Below are 16,236 nucleotides of genomic sequence, written 5' to 3'. Positions count from 1 at the left end.
AATGAATAGAGATTTCGTACTAGCGCCAATGATGGGAAAAACTGATTCTCAATTTAGGTATCTCGTCAGAAAAATTTCAAAAGAAATTGTGCTTTTTACTGAAATGATCCATTCCAATGCTATTTTATTTGGAAATAAAAAAATATTTGAAGAATTTACTAACAATAAAAATCCTATTGTTTTGCAACTGGGTGGCAATGATCCAGAAAGTTTAGGCGTAGTATCAAACATGATGAATTCATTTAACTATGATGAAATAAATCTAAACATTGGTTGTCCCAGCCCAAAAGTTAAAAGTGGAGGTTTTGGCGCCTCATTAATGAAAGAGCCAAACTTAACGAAAGAATGCGTCCAGGCAATGGTAGAAAATTTCAATAAAGAAGTATCAGTAAAAATAAGATTAGGAGTAGACGACAACGATATCGAAGAAACTTTAGACAGGTTTGTTGAAATTGTAAAATCTGCAGGGATAAATGTTTTTTATGTGCATGCAAGAAAGGCAATTCTTAATGGATTGAGCCCAAAACAAAATAGAGAAATACCACCACTGCAACATCAAAGAGTTGGAAGACTTAAAGAAAGTTTTCCTGAACTTAAAATAATAATTAACGGAGGCATCAAAGACTTAACTTTCCAAAAGAAAGAAAATTTAGAAAAACTCGACGGGATAATGATTGGAAGAGAGGCTTATTCGAATCCAATGATATTAAAGAATATTGATTCAATAGTAAAAAATAAAACTTTTCCTGAAATTTCCCTTTTCGAAGTTACGAAAAGTATGTTTGATTATTTTGAAACTCTAAATAAACCCTCTTCTATTAAAAAAGGTCTTCTGCACATGCATGGATTATACACAGGACATAAACATGCTAAAAAAATTAGAATTCTTCTTTCGAATAGTAATTATCTAGAAGAATCTAAAAATCAAATCTTATCAATTTTAGAAAAAGACATAATTAAAGCTGCATGAAAAATATTTTTAGCAAATTTTTTAAAAAAGAAACAGAACAGCTCGAAAAAGAGACGGATAAAGTAATCTCAGCTTGTATATCGCTGATGATTGAGGTTAGCATGGCAGATCAATCCATAAATGATGAAGAAATAGAAAGTCTTAAAAGGACCCTTTCAGAAAAATTTAATGTCGAAGGCTCTGAAATTGAAAATCTGATTAACGAGGGTAAAGAAACACAAAAAGAATCTACTTCTTTGTATGACTTCACAAGAGTAATTAATGATGATTTTAGTTTTGAGGAAAAATTTAAATTAATTAAATCCATGTGGGAAATTGCTTTTGCTGATGGAAACATTGATAAATACGAAGAATACGTTATCAGGAAAGTATCAGATTTAATTTATATTTCTAACGAAGATTTTATAAAAGCAAAACTGGAAGTAAAAAATGAAAATTAACAAAGCAGAAAAATTAGGTTTAAGTTCAAAAAAACTTAACGAAATGGAAAAGTTTTTTAAAGATAATTACACCGATAAAGGAAAGCTTGCTGGTACGCAAACCCTTATCTCGAGGAAGGGAAAAATTATTCATTTCAATTCTCATGGTTACAGAGACGTAGAGAACTCAAAGAAAATTACTGAAGATACAATTTTTAGGATTTACTCAATGACTAAACCTGTAACTAGTGTTGCCTTGATGCAATTATTTGAAAAAGGTCTTTTTCAGTTAGCCGATCCAGTTGGTAAATTTTTACCAGAATTTAAGAAAAGCTCTGTTTTTCAATCTGGTAGCTATCCAAATTTTTTAACCACGCCACCTCAAAGAGAAATAACAATTAGAGATCTTTTATGTCATACATCTGGTCTAACTTATGGCTTTCATTACAGAACAAATATTGATCATGCGTACAGAAAAGTTTGGAGTGGTCCGAGAGGAGAAAATTCAGATTTTTCTTTTCCACCAATGGACTTGAAAAACTTTTCTGAAACAATAGCTGGGCTGCCCTTAGAATTCAGTCCAGGCGACAAATGGAATTACAGTGTGTCAACTGACATTTGTGGAAGGCTTATTGAAGTGTTGAGTAACATGTCTTTATCAGAGTATTTTCAAAAAAATATTTTTACGCCTTTAAAAATGGTCGATACAGATTTTTACGTAAAAAAATCAAAATTAAAAAGATTTTCGTCTTGTTACGAGAGAACAGCGAAAACCTATTTAAAACTTAATGACGATGCTAGCGAAAAAAGTTCTTTTTCAAAAGAACCAAATTTTCTTTCAGGAGGTGGAGGACTTGTATCGACTTCCAGTGACTATCATAATTTTTGTCTAATGTTACTGAACAAGGGAATGTTCGAAGGGAAAAGAATTTTATCCAGAAAGACCGTTGAATTAATGACCATCAATCATCTTCCTGAAAATCAAGATATGATCTCAATGGGCTCGGAAGGAAGTTTCAGTGAAGTCAGATATCGTGGTGTGGGATTTGGTTTAGGTGTCGGAGTCAATATAGATTTGGCAGGAACTCAAAATAGTGGCTCAACAGGAAGTTATAATTGGGGTGGTGCAGCAAGTACTTTTTTTTGGGTGGATCCAAAAGAAGAATTAATATGTATTTTAATGACGCAACTTATGCCGTCGGGATATTACCCTATCAGAGTGCAAATGCAGTCGATGGTTTATAGCGCTTTCTTAGATTAATCAAAATCATCAAAGAGGATCTCTTCATCATCTAGTTGCCCATCATTAATCTGATATTCTCTTCTTTGAATATAAGCATCCCGATAAAAAGTGTATTGATCTGAACCAGTAATCTCGGTAACTCCTAAGAGATCAGATCGAGTATCTAACAAATTAAGCGCACCGGTCGCAATTCTAGCCGAATCATCTTTTGGAACATTTGGATATAAATACAAGTCTGGAACAATAGAAAACGAATCTCTCAAGCTACTTGGCCCATAAAAAGGTATTACAACGTAAGCTCCTGGTGAAACACCCCAGTAACCTAAAGTTTGACCAAAGTCTTCATTAGAGCTATCTAAATTTAAAGAAGAGGCAACGTCAAATAGACCATAAACTCCTATAGTTGAATTTACCAAGAATCTCGATAAATCTGTAAAAAAAGCTACTGGTTTTAATTGCAAAACGTTATTTGCTGCTGAACTAGCATCGGCTAAATTACCAAACACGTTTGATACTCCAATTTGAATAAACTCTGGCGTTCCGGTGTCATAAATTTCTGCTATGGGTTTAAAAAATAAATTATCTAGAGAAGTGTTAAAATCGTGAACTCTTCTATTGGAATTTTCATAGGGGTCGTAAATCTCTCCATCAATATTAGTTGTTGAAACACATCCAATTAGAGTAGAGATTAGTAAACAAGAGAAGTAAAATCTAATGCTTGAGAAGCAGATTTTCATCTCAAAATTATATGTCAAATAATAACAATCTTCTAATCGTAACTTCTGCTCTCCCTTACGCGAATGGACCACTTCATTTTGGGCATTTGCTTGAACACATACAGACTGATATTTGGGTAAGGACAAATCGATCGCTTGATAAAGAGTGTATCTACTTATGCGCAAGCGATGCGCACGGTACTCCGATAATGCTTAAGGCTGAAGAAGAAAATACAGCTCCGGAAACTCTTATAAAGAAAATTACAAGTGAGCAAAAACAATCTTTAATAAATTTCAATATAGTTCATGACAATTACTACACGACTCACTCAGAAGAAAATAAATATTTTAGCGAGTTAATTTTCAATAAAGCAGATTCTAAAAAATTAATCTTGAGAAAAGAAATAGAACAACTTTTTGATGATGAGAAAGGATTATTTTTAGCAGATAGATATGTCCAAGGCATTTGTCCCAAATGCGGGGCAAAAGAACAATATGGGGACAATTGTGAAGTTTGTGGCGCAACATATGAAGCAACAGAACTTATTGAACCAGTATCAATCTTTACGGGTAACACTCCTTCTGTAAAAAAAAGTGAACATTTATTTTTTGATCTGGAGTCTTGTAGCAAAAGCCTTAAAGATTGGATCAATAAAACCGGTCTTCAATCAGCTGTCAAAAATAAAATAAAAGAGTGGTTTACCGACGGTTTAAAGCCTTGGGATATTAGCAGAGACAAACCTTACTTTGGCTTTATGATTCCTGGCTATGAAGACAAATACTTTTATGTATGGTTGGATGCGCCCATTGGTTATATTGCGAGCTTAGAAAATTACTTGAAACGTGTAAATTCATCAAAAAATTCGGAAGAATTATGGGGGAAGAACAGTAATACAGAGATCTACCACTTCATCGGAAAAGATATAATGAATTTCCATACATTATTCTGGCCCTGTTTGTTGGAAGCTGGAGGTTTTAAAAGACCTACAAATGTCTTTGTTCACGGCTTCATGAGTTTAAACGGAAAAAAAATGTCTAAATCAAAAAAAAATTTTCTTCTTGTAGACGATTATTTAGAGATTATGAAACCTGATCTCATTAGGTACTATTTAGCATCTAAACTATCTGCGGGAGTTGATGACCTTGATATGGATTTCAAAGATTTTCAAAAAAAAGTAAATACTGATTTAGTGGGAAAATTTATTAACATTGCAAGTCGAAGCCAAGGATTTTTAAAAAAAGATAACAATAAAATTGGTGACGAACTCGACGAGACTATTATTAATGAATTCGTTGAACAAAAGGACGTAATCTTCAATTTATACGTCGATAGAGAGTATTCAAAAGCTATACAAAAAATCATGCTTTTAGCAGATAAGGCAAATCAATATATCGATTCTCATAAACCATGGGAATTAAATAAAGATTCTTCTAATTCTTTGAAAGTAAAAAAAATTGCTTCGACTTCTATTAACCTTTTTAGGATTTTGAATCTATATTTAGAACCAGTAATTCCCGAGACTTCTGAAAGGATCAAAAATTATTTACAATCAGATTGCAATCTCAATGAATTGTCTATACATCTTACAAATCATGAGCTTAAGAAATTTAAACCCTTGTTAACAAGAATAGAAGATGAAGAAATCAATAAGTTAATAGGAATAAGTCAAAATGGATGAAATAAATATTGAAGATTTTTTAAAAATCGACTTACGAGTTGCCAAAATTATTAATGCTGAAAATGTTGAAGATGCAGACAAGTTATTGAAACTTAACTTAGATTTAGGAGAGGTTGGAAAAAAAACTGTTTTTGCAGGAATTAAAAAATTCTACGAGCCCGATAATTTAATTGGTAAACATGTGGTCTGTGTCAATAATTTGAAACATAGAGAAATGAAATTCGGAACCTCTGAAGGAATGATACTAGCCTCCAGTAGTGACTCAGGAGTTTTTTTGATTGACGCATCAAATGAAAGTCAACCGGGAGACAAGATTAGTTAGTTATGAAAGAGACAGATATTTTAATAATTGGTGCAGGCCCTGTGGGCCTATTCACTGTATTTGAAGCTGGATTGTTAGGTCTTGAATGCGAATTAGTAGATAACCTAGATAAAATTGGGGGTCAGTGCATTGAGCTTTACCCCGATAAACCGATATATGATATTCCAGGAGTGGCTAATCAAACTGGTCGTGAACACATTGAGGCATTACTGGCTCAAATTAAACCCTTCAATTATAAGGTAAACCTTAATACTAGAGTTGAATCCATTAAAAAAGAGAAAGATAAATGGATTGTTAAAACCAACAATGACCTAAGCTTTTTGACAAAAAATATTTTTATTGCAGCCGGTGCAGGCTCTTTTGAATCCAGAAGACCTCCTGTGGAAAATCCAGATAAATTCCTAGAAAATGGAATTGAATATGCCGTAAGGGATATTAAAAAATACAAAGACAAAGAGATCGCAATTTTTGGAGGTGGTGACAGTGCTTTAGACTGGTCGGTTGAGTTAGCTAAAACGGCGAAAAAAGTTTACCTAGTTCACCGTCGCGACGAGTTTAGAGGAGCAAAACATACCGAATCGCAAATGAGAGAATTGGTTAAATCAGGAAAAATTGAATTAAAAATTCCATATGTTATTAAGTCAATTAATGGTGACGAAAAATTTAATGGAGTTGATTTAATGCATTTTGAATCTAAAGAAATAGAATCAATAAATTGTGATGAAGCCCTTTTCTTTTTTGGTCTTAACAAACAATTAGGTCCAATTCTGGATTGGGAAGTAGAATTAGAAGAAAAGAAAATTTTGGTCAATACTGAAAATTTCCAAACTAATAAAGAAGGAATTTTTGCTGTAGGTGACATTAATACGTATCCTGGCAAATTGGATTTAATATTATGTGGATTTCACGAAACAACTCTTGCAGTGCAAGAAGCTTTCAAAAGAATTCATCCAGGAGAACGAGTACCCTTTGGATACACAACTTCCAACAAAGGTCTTCAAGAAAAACTAAAAGTTAATAAAAGTTAGTACTATTCCCACCATCAATAGATATACTCTGTCCTGAGATGTAAGCTGCTTGTTCTGAGCAAAGGAAAGCTGCTAAATCAGAAAACTCTTCTACGGTACCCATTCTTTTTGCAGTTAACTCATCTTCCATATTTTTCTTTGCTTCATCAAAAGTAATTTTTGCGAGCTTTGCTTGAAATTCAATGACTCTAGTTTGACGATCGGTATCAATTCTTTCCGGCAGAAGATTGTTAATCGTAATATTAAATTGTGCCATTTCTCTTGAAAGACCTTTTGATAATCCTAGCAATCCTGATCTTGCAGAAGTTGATAGACCCATGATGGCATGAGGGTTTTTCACCATTGCCGAAAGAATGTTAACAATTCTGCCAAAGTTTCTCTCTTTCATTCCAGGTAAAACTGACTGCATAAGCATTGCTGATTGAGTGAAATTAGATTTGATTGCAGCCAAAAAATCATTTTCACTCCAATCAAAAAAATTTCCTGGTGGGGGTCCCCCACTATTATTAATTAAAATGTCAGGCTCGGGACAAGCTTCTAATAAGTTTTCTCTAGTAGATTCGTCTTCCATAGCTCCTAAGACTGAGCTTACTTTGTATCCTTTAGATTTAAACTCTTCTTCAGTTTTTCTTAAATTTTCCTCGTTTACCCCATTAATAATTATTTCTACCCCTTCTTTTGCAAGAGATTCTGCGCAAGCTTTGCCTAATCCTCTACTAGAAGCACAAACAATTGCTTTTTTTTTCGAAATATTAAGATCCAACTAGATTCCTCTTTTGTCTCCAAAAGTACCTAAGTTTATTGGTGGCCCCCATTGAGATGGACCAGGATCGTCACCTGGCATTCCTCCTGTATTTTCAATCATATTAATATCGTTACAAGAAATCGTATTGTCTAACAAATCACCATCTGTTTGATGTTCGTGAGTTTGCTTAAAAGGACTTCTCCAATAATCAAAAATTTGGCTGCCTTGATAATGTCGGCCTACGCCCCATTCAAGCTCATAATCAAACTCATCTTTTTTTTGCTGAAGAATTTCATGTCCCATGAAAACATCATCAATATTTAACATCTCAAAAGAAACATGATTTAAACCAGGTATTCCTTCTGATTGCTTATTAGCGTCAAGCCAAAATATGGAATGGTGATCAGCTGGAGTTGATCCTCTATCCAAACGTGCGAAACAACCCATTAGTGGAGTGTTTGAGTCTCCGGAATCTCCAAACCATAATTTATCGCTTGGAATTATCCCAAGGTGATTGTTATACCATTCTAATGCTGCAGAAATGTTATTTGAATTAATACCATAATGAGCAAATCTAATTATCTTTGGGTAAGAGCCTTTAGGATATCTCTTGATTTGATTAACTCTATTAACGTTCGTGCCTTCGTTGGTTGGATAAGGGGCAACCTCATCATAATCAGGTCTATTTTCTATGCCATAAACTACTTCAACGCCAATTCCATCAGGATCCATCGCTCTAGTTACAAAACCGCCTCCAGGAGTGGTGAGTTCTTCAACTTTAGAGAAACTTTCTGATTCACTTAATTTGTGCAAATCGTCCATTGACGCTGCTAGAAAAGACGCCGATAAGAATTTCTTTTCACCTTTAATACATTTTTCAATAAATGGTTGAGGGCCTTCGCCTCTCATCAACAGCATGTTGTCTGTTTTCTCTACAGTGTGCATTCCGAAATGAATTAAAAACTGTTCTTGAACATCTAAGTCTGGACATTGCAAAGTACAATATTGAACATCTACTGCTTTAATTATTGGATCCATAAAACCTCCTAGTGCAAAAATCTTAATCAGTCTTGGATGGTTAATCAAGAGAATTAAGCCGACAAAAAGTAAGTATATTTGATCTAGATTTTCAATAAATCTTAAGATTAAAATAAGTTACAATCAAAACTTATGTTTGATGTTGCGGTAATTGGCTATGGTCCAGTGGGATCTGTAATGGCTAATCTTATAGCCACTAAAGGATATAAAGTTCTCATAATTGATGAAAACGAAGGAACTAGTCCAACTGCTAGAGCCATTAACACCGATGGAGAGCAATGCAGGGTCTTTGATCTTCTAGGTTTTGCAGATGAAGTCGTAAAAAATACTGGTTATATTGATAAGGTTTCTTTTACTGATGCTGAATTAAACGAAATTATCACTCAAGATCAGCCTTTGGAAGTAGGCGCAATGGGTTGGCCAGCCCAATTGCTATTTTATCAACCTGAGCTAGAAACAATTATTAGAACTTCCGTTGAATCTAAAGAAAACATAACTATTCATGAATCTACGGTGCTCGAAGGTTTCTCTAGTGAAAAAGATAAAGTTTTTATTAAATGTAAAAAAGAAAGTACGTCATTAGAATTTGAAGCAAAATATTTAATTGGATGTGATGGAGCAAGTAGTAGTGTCAGAAAAATTTTAAAAATTGAAAGAGATGACTTAGGTTATGATCAAGATTGGTTAGTTGCTGACGCGCACTTAACAAAAACTACCGACATCCCAAAACATCATGCCAAACAAATTTGTAATCCTAGTAGGCCTGCTACGTATGTACCTGGTCGAAGAGGTCATAGAAGGTTTGAATTTAAGTTAATGCCGGGTGAAACAAAAGAGGAACTTGAAAAGGACGAAAAAGTTTGGGAATTATTATCTCCCTGGGTGAATCCAGAAAATGCTGAACTGGAGCGAGCTGACGTTTATCAGTTCCATGCCGCATTAGCTAAAGATTGGAGAGTGGGAAGATGCTTAATTGCTGGCGATGCAGCACATCAAATGCCTCCGTTCATGGGTGCAGGGATGGGAACAGGCATTAGAGACGCTATGAATTTATTTTGGAAATTGGATTTAATTTTATCTGGAACAGCAAAAGAATCTATCCTAGACACTTACCAAGAAGAGAGATATCCGCACGCAAAATGGACAGTGGCTCAATCTGTTTCAATAGGTAAGATTATTGAAGGGTTATGTGCTCAACAAGAAGGGAAAGAGTTTATCCCAGATGAAGGAGATGGTTACGGAGTGAAATTTCCTCACCTACCTTCGGGTCTTTATAAAGATGCTTCAGATGATATCTCTGGTTATCCTTGCCCTCAACCATTGCTTTATAGAGAAGGTAAAAAAACTTTATCTGATCGAATTGTGGGTTCAAAGTTTTGTATTTTAACCAAAAATGAAATCCCTGAATTAAGTGAAAAAGCTCAGAAAATAGTGACTAGTTTAGAAATTCAAATTATAAAAATCGAAGACAAAGATGATGAAGAAAAAAGAATGGCGAAAATCTTTGATATCTATGAATTAATCTTGATTAGACCTGATAGATACGTTTACGGAGGGATTAAATCGATGCAAGAAACCTCTAATATAATTGAAGAACTAGAGAAAACTTTTTCTTTAAAAATATGAAAGCCAAGATGCTTCAGATGATATCTCTGGTTATCCTTGCCCTCAACCATTGCTTTATAGAGAAGGTAAAAAAACTTTATCTGATCGAATTGTGGGTTCAAAGTTTTGTATTTTAACCAAAAATGAAATCCCTGAATTAAGTGAAAAAGCTCAGAAAATAGTGACTAGTTTAGAAATTCAAATTATAAAAATCGAAGACAAAGATGATGAAGAAAAAAGAATGGCGAAAATCTTTGATATCTATGAATTAATCTTGATTAGACCTGATAGATACGTTTACGGAGGGATTAAATCGATGCAAGAAACCTCTAATATAATTGAAGAACTAGAGAAAACTTTTTCTTTAAAAATATGAAAGCCCTCTTATTTCCTGGTCAAGGTGTACAAAAAGTTGGCATGCTCAGCGAAATATTTGATATCGAAGATGGAACTAAAGATTTTATAAAATCCGCGGCTGATGACTTGGATTTTGATTTAGTTGAATTAATTACGAGTGGTCCAGAAGAAAAATTAAATTTAACAGAATTTGCTCAACCAGCAATTCTTGCCGCGAGCATAGCAATTACGAAGTCGAAAAAAATTAATAACAAAATAGACTATACGGCTGGGTTGTCTTTGGGAGAATATTCTGCGTTGGTGTACGCAGATTGTCTTGAATTTTCAGATGCTTTAAGACTTGTAAATTATAGAGGCAAGCTAATGCAAAACGCTGTGCCAGAAGGCACTGCAGGGATGTTAGTTGTATTGAATATGGACTTAAAAGAAGTTTATAAAATGATTGAAATCATTAACTCCTCGGATGAGGAAATTAATTTCTCTACAGACAATGCGAATGGTGTGTCTGTCTTAGCGGGTAAAAATTCAGCGATAGAAGCTTGTAAAGATTACATTTCAAAAAATGATTTTAAAAGAGTGAAAACTCAAAAGGTTCAAATGTCTGTTCCTTCCCATTGTTATTTGCTTGAAGACGCTCAAAAAGAACTAGGGAAATTGCTTAACAAAATTGAATTTAAAGAACCTAAAATCCCTGTCATTCCCAATGTACTAGCAAAGCCAACTAATGATGTTTCTGTAATCAAAAGTTCTTTGATAAACCAACTCACTAGTACTGTCAGATGGAGAGAAACTCTGACTTATTTGCTGGAAAATAACGTTCAACACGTATTTGATTCAGGTCCTGGTAAAACCATCATCAACATGGCCAGAAAGATTAAGGATATTGAAAAAACTAGCTTATTGGATGTTTGATTTATCTATCAAATTTTAGAATATTCTCTTTTATATAGTCTTCCATGTCTTGATTTGAGAATCCTCCGCTTTCTTCAAAACTAGCTTTATTTTCATCATAAAGAGAGTTCTTACTTTCTTTGCCCAAAGAAATTACATTCCCTTTTAGGAGTTTAATCACTACCGAGCCCGATACCTTTGTTGCAAAATTATCGATCTGTTTTTGCAAACTAACCCTATCATTGCTCCACCAAAGCCCATCATAAATAAGTTTTGCATAAGATGGCATCAGACTATCCTTTTTAACTATTTCGTCTCTGGAAAGACATAAAGATTCCATGGCTCTTCGAGCCTTTAATAAGATAGTTCCGCCAGGCGTTTCATAACAGCCTCTAGATTTCATTCCAGTTGCTCGAGATTCCACAATATCAATTCTACCAATTCCATGATTTCCGCCAAGTAAGTTCAATTTTTTTAATATTTCAGCTGCACTTAGACTTTCATCGTCGACAGCTGTAGGATCGCCATTTTCAAAAGTAATTTTTATTTCTTCAGCTTCATCTTTTGCGTCTTCAATGGATTTAACTTTTAACCACATATCTTCAGGAGGTGGAGTTGATAAATCTTCCAGAACTCCTCCTTCGTAGGAAATGTGCAATAGATTTTCATCCATCGAAAAAGGTGGCTCCTCAGCTTTGCTGGCAGGCATAGGGATTTGATGTTCCTTACAATAATTCATCAAATCTGTTCGAGAGGACATATTCCATTCGCGCCAGGGAGCTATAACTTGAATGTCAGAGTTCAAAGCATGTGCGCCAATTTCAAACCTTATTTGATCATTGCCTTTACCCGTAGCTCCGTGAGAAATTATATTTGTGTTTTCGGATTCAGCAATTCTTACCAATTGTTTTGCTATTAGTGGTCTAGCGATCGCAGTTCCAAGTAAATATTCACCTTCATAAAGAGTGTTGCATCGAAACATTGGATATACATAGTCTGATACGAATTCTTCTGATAAATCATCAATAATAACTTTAGAAGCTCCAAAACTCTTGGCTTTCTCTTCTAAATCATCAGGTATGTCTCCCTGACCCATATCTGCTGTATAAGTCACTACATCAAGATTTTTTTCTTCCTGCAACCATTTGAGAATAACAGAGGTATCCAGTCCTCCTGAGTAGGCTAATACAACTTTCTTTTGCGACATAATCGAGAGAATAATATCATGAGAATTATGAGCTCAAGATATAAATTATAAGACTGCTTTTGATGTTTGAAGTTCTCGAAAAAAAAGTATTTTTATATTTCTACTTCGTCGATAATTTTTTTGAGTTCTCCACTTTGATACATATCCATCATAATGTCGCTACCGCCTATCAACTCTCCTTCAATATAGAGTTGCGGAAAAGTAGGCCAATTTGAGACCGATGGCAGAGTTTCTCGAATATCTTGATTAGACAGAATGTCGACGAAAGAAAATTCTTTACCACACGCCATGAGAATTTGCGTAGCCCTTTGAGAAAAACCACACTGTGGTTTGTCTGGTGATCCTTTCATGTACAACAAGATTTTATTATCTTCTATCTGTTTTCTTATGTTTTCTTCAATACTCATAATATTATTGTAATATTTTAAGATATTTATTTACAGTCTCTGAAACTCCAAATTCTAAGCTTTCAACTACCAAAGCATGGCCAATAGATACTTCTTCAATTTTTCCATAATCTAACAGACACGACAGGTTGGTTAAACTCAAATCATGACCAGCATTTAAGCTAAGATCTATGTCGTTTGCGAAAAGAATAGCTTCCTGATATTTTTTAAGCTCTTTATTATCTGCGCTTTTAAAAGCTTCAGCAAAAGGGCCTGTGTAAAGCTCTACTCGATCTATACTCATTGATTTTGCAATTTCTAATTGTTGTATGTCCGGATCCAAAAAAATACTGGTTCTGATATTTTTTTCTCTGAAAATTTCAAAATTTTCCATGACCACGGATTTAAGTTTAGTTAGGTCCCAGCCATGATCTGAGGTGAGTTGTTCAGAATGATCAGGAACTAAAGTAACTTGATCTGGATTGTTTAGCAAAACAAGATTATTAAATCCTGGATAATTATTGTTTTTGTTTTCTAAAGGATTACCCTCGATATTTAATTCGGTTTGAAACTGGGCAGTCAATTTAGCTAATCCTGGAAGATCGTCTGGTCTAATATGTCTTAAGTCAGATCTTGGATGGACTGTGATCCCTTGTGCCCCGCCTTCCAAACATTTTCTTGCAAATTCAATTGGCGACGGATTATTACCCAACCTAGAGTTTCTCAAAAGCGCTATTTTATTTACGTTTACACTTAAGTTTGTCATTTCATACAGTTCCTAAAGTTAAACCATCATAAATTAATTTTGTACCGGTTAAAATTAAACAAAAATGAGTAATAGAATAAAAAATTTCTTGACCGACCCTTTCCGTAAGATAAGCGCCTAAATATACTCCAAGCGGAGCAAGTGGCAACAAAAGTAATGAAGTGATTAGATTGTCAAAATTTATCTGACCTAGATAAGCATATGGAACCATTTTAAAAAGATTTAAAGATAGAAAAACAATTGCTAATGTTGCAACAAATCTTCTTCGATCCAACTTCATCGGTAACAAGTAAAAACTTAAAGGTAATCCACCCGCATGAATCGTAAAGCTAGTAAATCCCGCTAAAGTCGACCAAATTGACCCAGATACTTTTGTAGAAGCACTGTTTTCTTTTCCACTGTTAATAAAATATTCTGCCCCAAAAGAGCAAGCGATAACGCCTAAAATAATTCTTATAGAATTATCAGATAAAAAACTATAAGTAATAGTTCCAATAATTACCCCAACTAAAGTTAAAGGAATAATTGATTTAACTAAATTTATGTCCCATAAACGCCAGAATCTTCTTATGGTCACCAGATCCATAAAAATCAAAGGAATGACTAGAATTGCTAATGCTTGCAATGGCGGAATAAACAAACTCATTAAAGGAATAGCAAGAATAGGCAAACCTAGCCCAAAACCAGCTTTCCCCATCCCATGAAAAAAAACTGATAAAACCGCAACAACGTAAAAATACGGGTCTGAAATCATTTTTAGAATTAAAGGCTTTTATAAAGACTTTTAGTTAGATTATTGGCTGTTTTGTAAAGTTTACCAATTCCATGTTGCCTGTTATTTACAAAGGCAAATCCGATTTTATTAACTTTGTCTCCAAATCCTGCTGCTCCACCGATTCCTGTGTGGCCAAACATGGTATTTTCCAATCCGATTGGTGACAGCGGTGCATCCAACATATATCCCAAACCAAACTTATAGGGTCCTTGGAACAATACCTTATCAGGTCCAGTAGAAAACTCCGTAGTTGCAAGATCAATCGTCTCTTGTTTAAGTAAACTTTTTCCATCACGAGAGCCTCCATTCGACAAGATGCTGAAAAATTTTGCCACCCCTCTTGCTGTACCGTGTCCATTGGCTGCAGGGATTTCCGCTTTTCGCCATTGGGGTGTATTTGGGAACGCGGTAACGTTTTGCACTTTTTGATCTTCGGTGCGAAGAATCTCGATAAAAGCTTTTCTATATTCCGTGCTAGATAAAGTATCGCCTATCATTCTTATTCGACTTGGCAACAGCCATCTTGGTATTCTCCTGAAGAAATTTATTACGTTTATCGGAGCTTCTTGCATAATTAAATCAGCACAGCGCTCAAAGTCACTTTCTTGCAATCCGATCTTAAAATCAACATCGAAAATATCTGCTATTTCTTCTTTGAAAAAAGTACCGACAGATCTACCGTCCACCCTTCTAATGATTTCACCCAGCAAAAATCCAAAAGTCATTGCGTGATAACCTTGCGCGGTTCCAGGTTTATGAAAAGGTTCTTGTTTGGCTAATTGGTTTACAATCAAATCCCAATCTTCCCAACATTCATAAGGCAAAGGTTCCTGAAACCCAAACATGCCGGCACGATGAGAAAAAAAATCTTTAATAGTCGTATCGCCTTTTGACTTGCAGTCGTATTCTGGCCAATATCTTGTAACTCTATCTCCTAAATTGATCTTTTTGTCCTCCAACAATTTCAATGCGCAAGTAGCAGTCATGGCTTTCGTTACAGAAAAAACATTCGCAATAGTGTTTTCATCCCATGATTTAGTATGTTCTTGATCTTTAAAACCGCCCCACATGTCAACCACCACTTCATTTTCTATTTCAAGGCATAGAGACCCACCATCATCAAACCCGGATTTTATTGAAGCGGAAAAAATATCTGCCAATTTTGAAAATTTTGGATCGCAATGTCCTTCTACTTTAGGTGCTATCATTTGTTAATACAGTTTTTGTTAATTCGATAAATTCTTGAGGCATGTCTAAAAATAAATGATGCATAGCGCCGTTTAAGCGATGCACTTTATTTTCTTCAAGATTTCCAACATATTTCATGTACTCTAATACATCCGGCGTAAAAAGTTGACTGGAACCTCCATAAATAAGTTCCAAATCTACTGAAACATTCATAAACATTTCATGCAAATCATTGTATTGATAAGTTTTTGGAATTAAAGGATCTGATTTTAAAACCCATCCCTCAGTAGTTTCTTTATAAGAATTTTTAGCTACGTATCTGAGAACATAATCTTTGGCACAAGGTTGAGGCGGCATTAATCTAAATCTAGAAATTGCTGATTCTAAATCTTCAGAATGAACGGCGAATCTTGAAGAAGGTCTTCTTGAACTCATCAAGGCCGCTTTTTCAGGAGGCATTACAATGATGGAATCTAATAAAATAAGTTTCTTAAATAGATTAGGAAACAAAGAAGTGGAGTAAATTGAAACAGCTCCTCCCATGCTATGTGCAAGACATTTTGCTGAATCCCAGCCCATTTCGTTGATAACGCCTTTTACTTCTTTACTATAAATTTCTTGAGAGTAAAAGTCTCTTTTTTCACTATCTCCCATGCCGCTAAAATCAAGAGCTACAACGCAGTAATCTTCTATAAAAGCTGGCGCAATATGAGCCCACCAAAGACTGTGCGCGTTGAATCCGTGAAGCAAAACTAAGCCTGGAAGAGAAGTATCTCCCCAAACATTAAAGTTAATTTTTGCACCTTCTACTTCAACAGATTTGTTCTGTGGTTCTATTTCGATGTATTCTTTGAACCATTCTGGAGCTTCGTTCAATGGATTTTTACCGATTAACATTTTT

Annotated in this window: 16 protein-coding genes and 1 pseudogene; 8 read left to right on the top strand and 9 right to left on the bottom strand. The window is 34.7% G+C overall.

Annotated elements, in window-relative coordinates; genetic code table 11:
• The first annotated feature begins 1 nt into the window (after position 1).
• From dusA to M9C82_02260, 3 genes are read left to right on the top strand one after another with little or no spacing between them, the layout of a single operon-like run.
• On the top strand, positions 2 to 970 hold the full coding sequence (dusA, locus tag M9C82_02270) for a tRNA dihydrouridine(20/20a) synthase DusA (protein ID URQ73976.1): 969 nt from the start codon (positions 2 to 4) through the stop codon (positions 968 to 970).
• Complete coding sequence (locus tag M9C82_02265) at positions 967 to 1,410, top strand: TerB family tellurite resistance protein (GenBank protein URQ73975.1); 444 nt, start codon at positions 967 to 969, stop codon at positions 1,408 to 1,410. The genes dusA and M9C82_02265 overlap by 4 nt, the downstream gene beginning before the upstream one ends.
• Positions 1,400 to 2,650, top strand: coding sequence for a beta-lactamase family protein (locus tag M9C82_02260; protein ID URQ73974.1), 1,251 nt, complete (start codon positions 1,400 to 1,402; stop codon positions 2,648 to 2,650). Before M9C82_02265 ends, M9C82_02260 begins: the two co-directional genes overlap by 11 nt.
• Here the strand turns inward: M9C82_02260 and M9C82_02255 are convergent.
• Complete coding sequence (locus M9C82_02255; protein ID URQ73973.1) at positions 2,647 to 3,369, bottom strand: VacJ family lipoprotein; 723 nt, start codon at positions 3,367 to 3,369, stop codon at positions 2,647 to 2,649. The two genes, M9C82_02260 and M9C82_02255, sit on opposite strands and share 4 nt — an antisense overlap.
• An 11-nt stretch (positions 3,370 to 3,380) precedes the next feature.
• On the opposite strand from M9C82_02255, the pseudogene metG reads away from it, so the two are divergent.
• Together metG and M9C82_02245 are read left to right on the top strand one after the other, a co-directional pair.
• A pseudogene (gene metG, locus M9C82_02250) lies at positions 3,381 to 5,349 on the top strand (methionine--tRNA ligase).
• A gap of 2 nt (positions 5,350 to 5,351) precedes the next feature.
• A complete protein-coding gene (locus M9C82_02245; protein URQ73972.1) occupies positions 5,352 to 6,377 on the top strand; it encodes an NAD(P)/FAD-dependent oxidoreductase in 1,026 nt (341 codons plus the stop codon).
• Here M9C82_02245 and M9C82_02240 read toward each other — a convergent pair.
• Positions 6,364 to 7,140, bottom strand: coding sequence for an SDR family oxidoreductase (locus M9C82_02240; protein ID URQ73971.1), 777 nt, complete (start codon positions 7,138 to 7,140; stop codon positions 6,364 to 6,366). The two genes, M9C82_02245 and M9C82_02240, sit on opposite strands and share 14 nt — an antisense overlap.
• The gene (locus tag M9C82_02235; protein ID URQ73970.1) at positions 7,141 to 8,160 is read right to left on the bottom strand and encodes a VOC family protein; all 1,020 of its coding nucleotides are present in this window, start codon (positions 8,158 to 8,160) and stop codon (positions 7,141 to 7,143) included. It abuts the gene before it with no gap.
• A 132-nt stretch (positions 8,161 to 8,292) separates the two neighbouring features.
• On the opposite strand from M9C82_02235, the gene M9C82_02230 reads away from it, so the two are divergent.
• Genes M9C82_02230 through M9C82_02220 form a run of 3 tightly spaced genes read left to right on the top strand, consistent with a single transcriptional unit; the run spans position 8,293 to position 11,034 of the window.
• Entirely contained in the window at positions 8,293 to 9,786 is a 1,494-nt protein-coding gene (locus M9C82_02230) for a bifunctional 3-(3-hydroxy-phenyl)propionate/3-hydroxycinnamic acid hydroxylase (GenBank protein ID URQ73969.1), read from the top strand.
• Between the two features lie 49 nt (positions 9,787 to 9,835).
• Entirely contained in the window at positions 9,836 to 10,141 is a 306-nt protein-coding gene (locus M9C82_02225; GenBank protein URQ73968.1) for a hypothetical protein, read from the top strand.
• On the top strand, positions 10,138 to 11,034 hold the full coding sequence (locus M9C82_02220) for an ACP S-malonyltransferase (protein ID URQ73967.1): 897 nt from the start codon (positions 10,138 to 10,140) through the stop codon (positions 11,032 to 11,034). Before M9C82_02225 ends, M9C82_02220 begins: the two co-directional genes overlap by 4 nt.
• 1 nt (position 11,035) lies before the next feature.
• Here M9C82_02220 and M9C82_02215 read toward each other — a convergent pair whose 3' ends face one another.
• The 6 genes from M9C82_02215 to M9C82_02190 all read right to left on the bottom strand — a co-directional run bounded on the left by M9C82_02215 (position 11,036) and on the right by M9C82_02190 (position 16,232).
• Positions 11,036 to 12,223, bottom strand: coding sequence for an argininosuccinate synthase (locus tag M9C82_02215; protein ID URQ74115.1), 1,188 nt, complete (start codon positions 12,221 to 12,223; stop codon positions 11,036 to 11,038).
• 89 nt (positions 12,224 to 12,312) lie between these two features.
• Entirely contained in the window at positions 12,313 to 12,630 is a 318-nt protein-coding gene (gene grxD / locus M9C82_02210; GenBank protein ID URQ74114.1) for a Grx4 family monothiol glutaredoxin, read from the bottom strand.
• Between the two features lies 1 nt (position 12,631).
• Positions 12,632 to 13,372, bottom strand: a complete 741-nt coding sequence (locus M9C82_02205) for a pyridoxine 5'-phosphate synthase (protein ID URQ73966.1) — start codon at positions 13,370 to 13,372, stop codon at positions 12,632 to 12,634.
• 1 nt (position 13,373) lies between these two features.
• Positions 13,374 to 14,126: a sulfite exporter TauE/SafE family protein gene (locus M9C82_02200; GenBank protein ID URQ73965.1), complete on the bottom strand. Its 753-nt coding sequence runs from the start codon at positions 14,124 to 14,126 to the stop codon at positions 13,374 to 13,376.
• A gap of 8 nt (positions 14,127 to 14,134) precedes the next feature.
• Positions 14,135 to 15,355 (bottom strand): beta-lactamase family protein, encoded by a 1,221-nt coding sequence (locus M9C82_02195; GenBank protein URQ73964.1) that lies wholly within the window; start codon positions 15,353 to 15,355, stop codon positions 14,135 to 14,137.
• The gene (locus M9C82_02190) at positions 15,342 to 16,232 is read right to left on the bottom strand and encodes an alpha/beta hydrolase (GenBank protein URQ73963.1); all 891 of its coding nucleotides are present in this window, start codon (positions 16,230 to 16,232) and stop codon (positions 15,342 to 15,344) included. The genes M9C82_02195 and M9C82_02190 overlap by 14 nt, the downstream gene beginning before the upstream one ends.
• Between the last annotated feature and the right edge of the window lie 4 nt (positions 16,233 to 16,236).

The sequence above is a fragment of the SAR86 cluster bacterium genome (genome assembly GCA_023703675.1).
Classification (GTDB): Bacteria; Pseudomonadota; Gammaproteobacteria; order Magnimaribacterales; family AG-339-G14; genus AG-339-G14.
The sequence above is the reverse complement of the archived record's forward strand: the minus strand, read 5'-3'. Positions and strand labels throughout refer to the sequence as shown.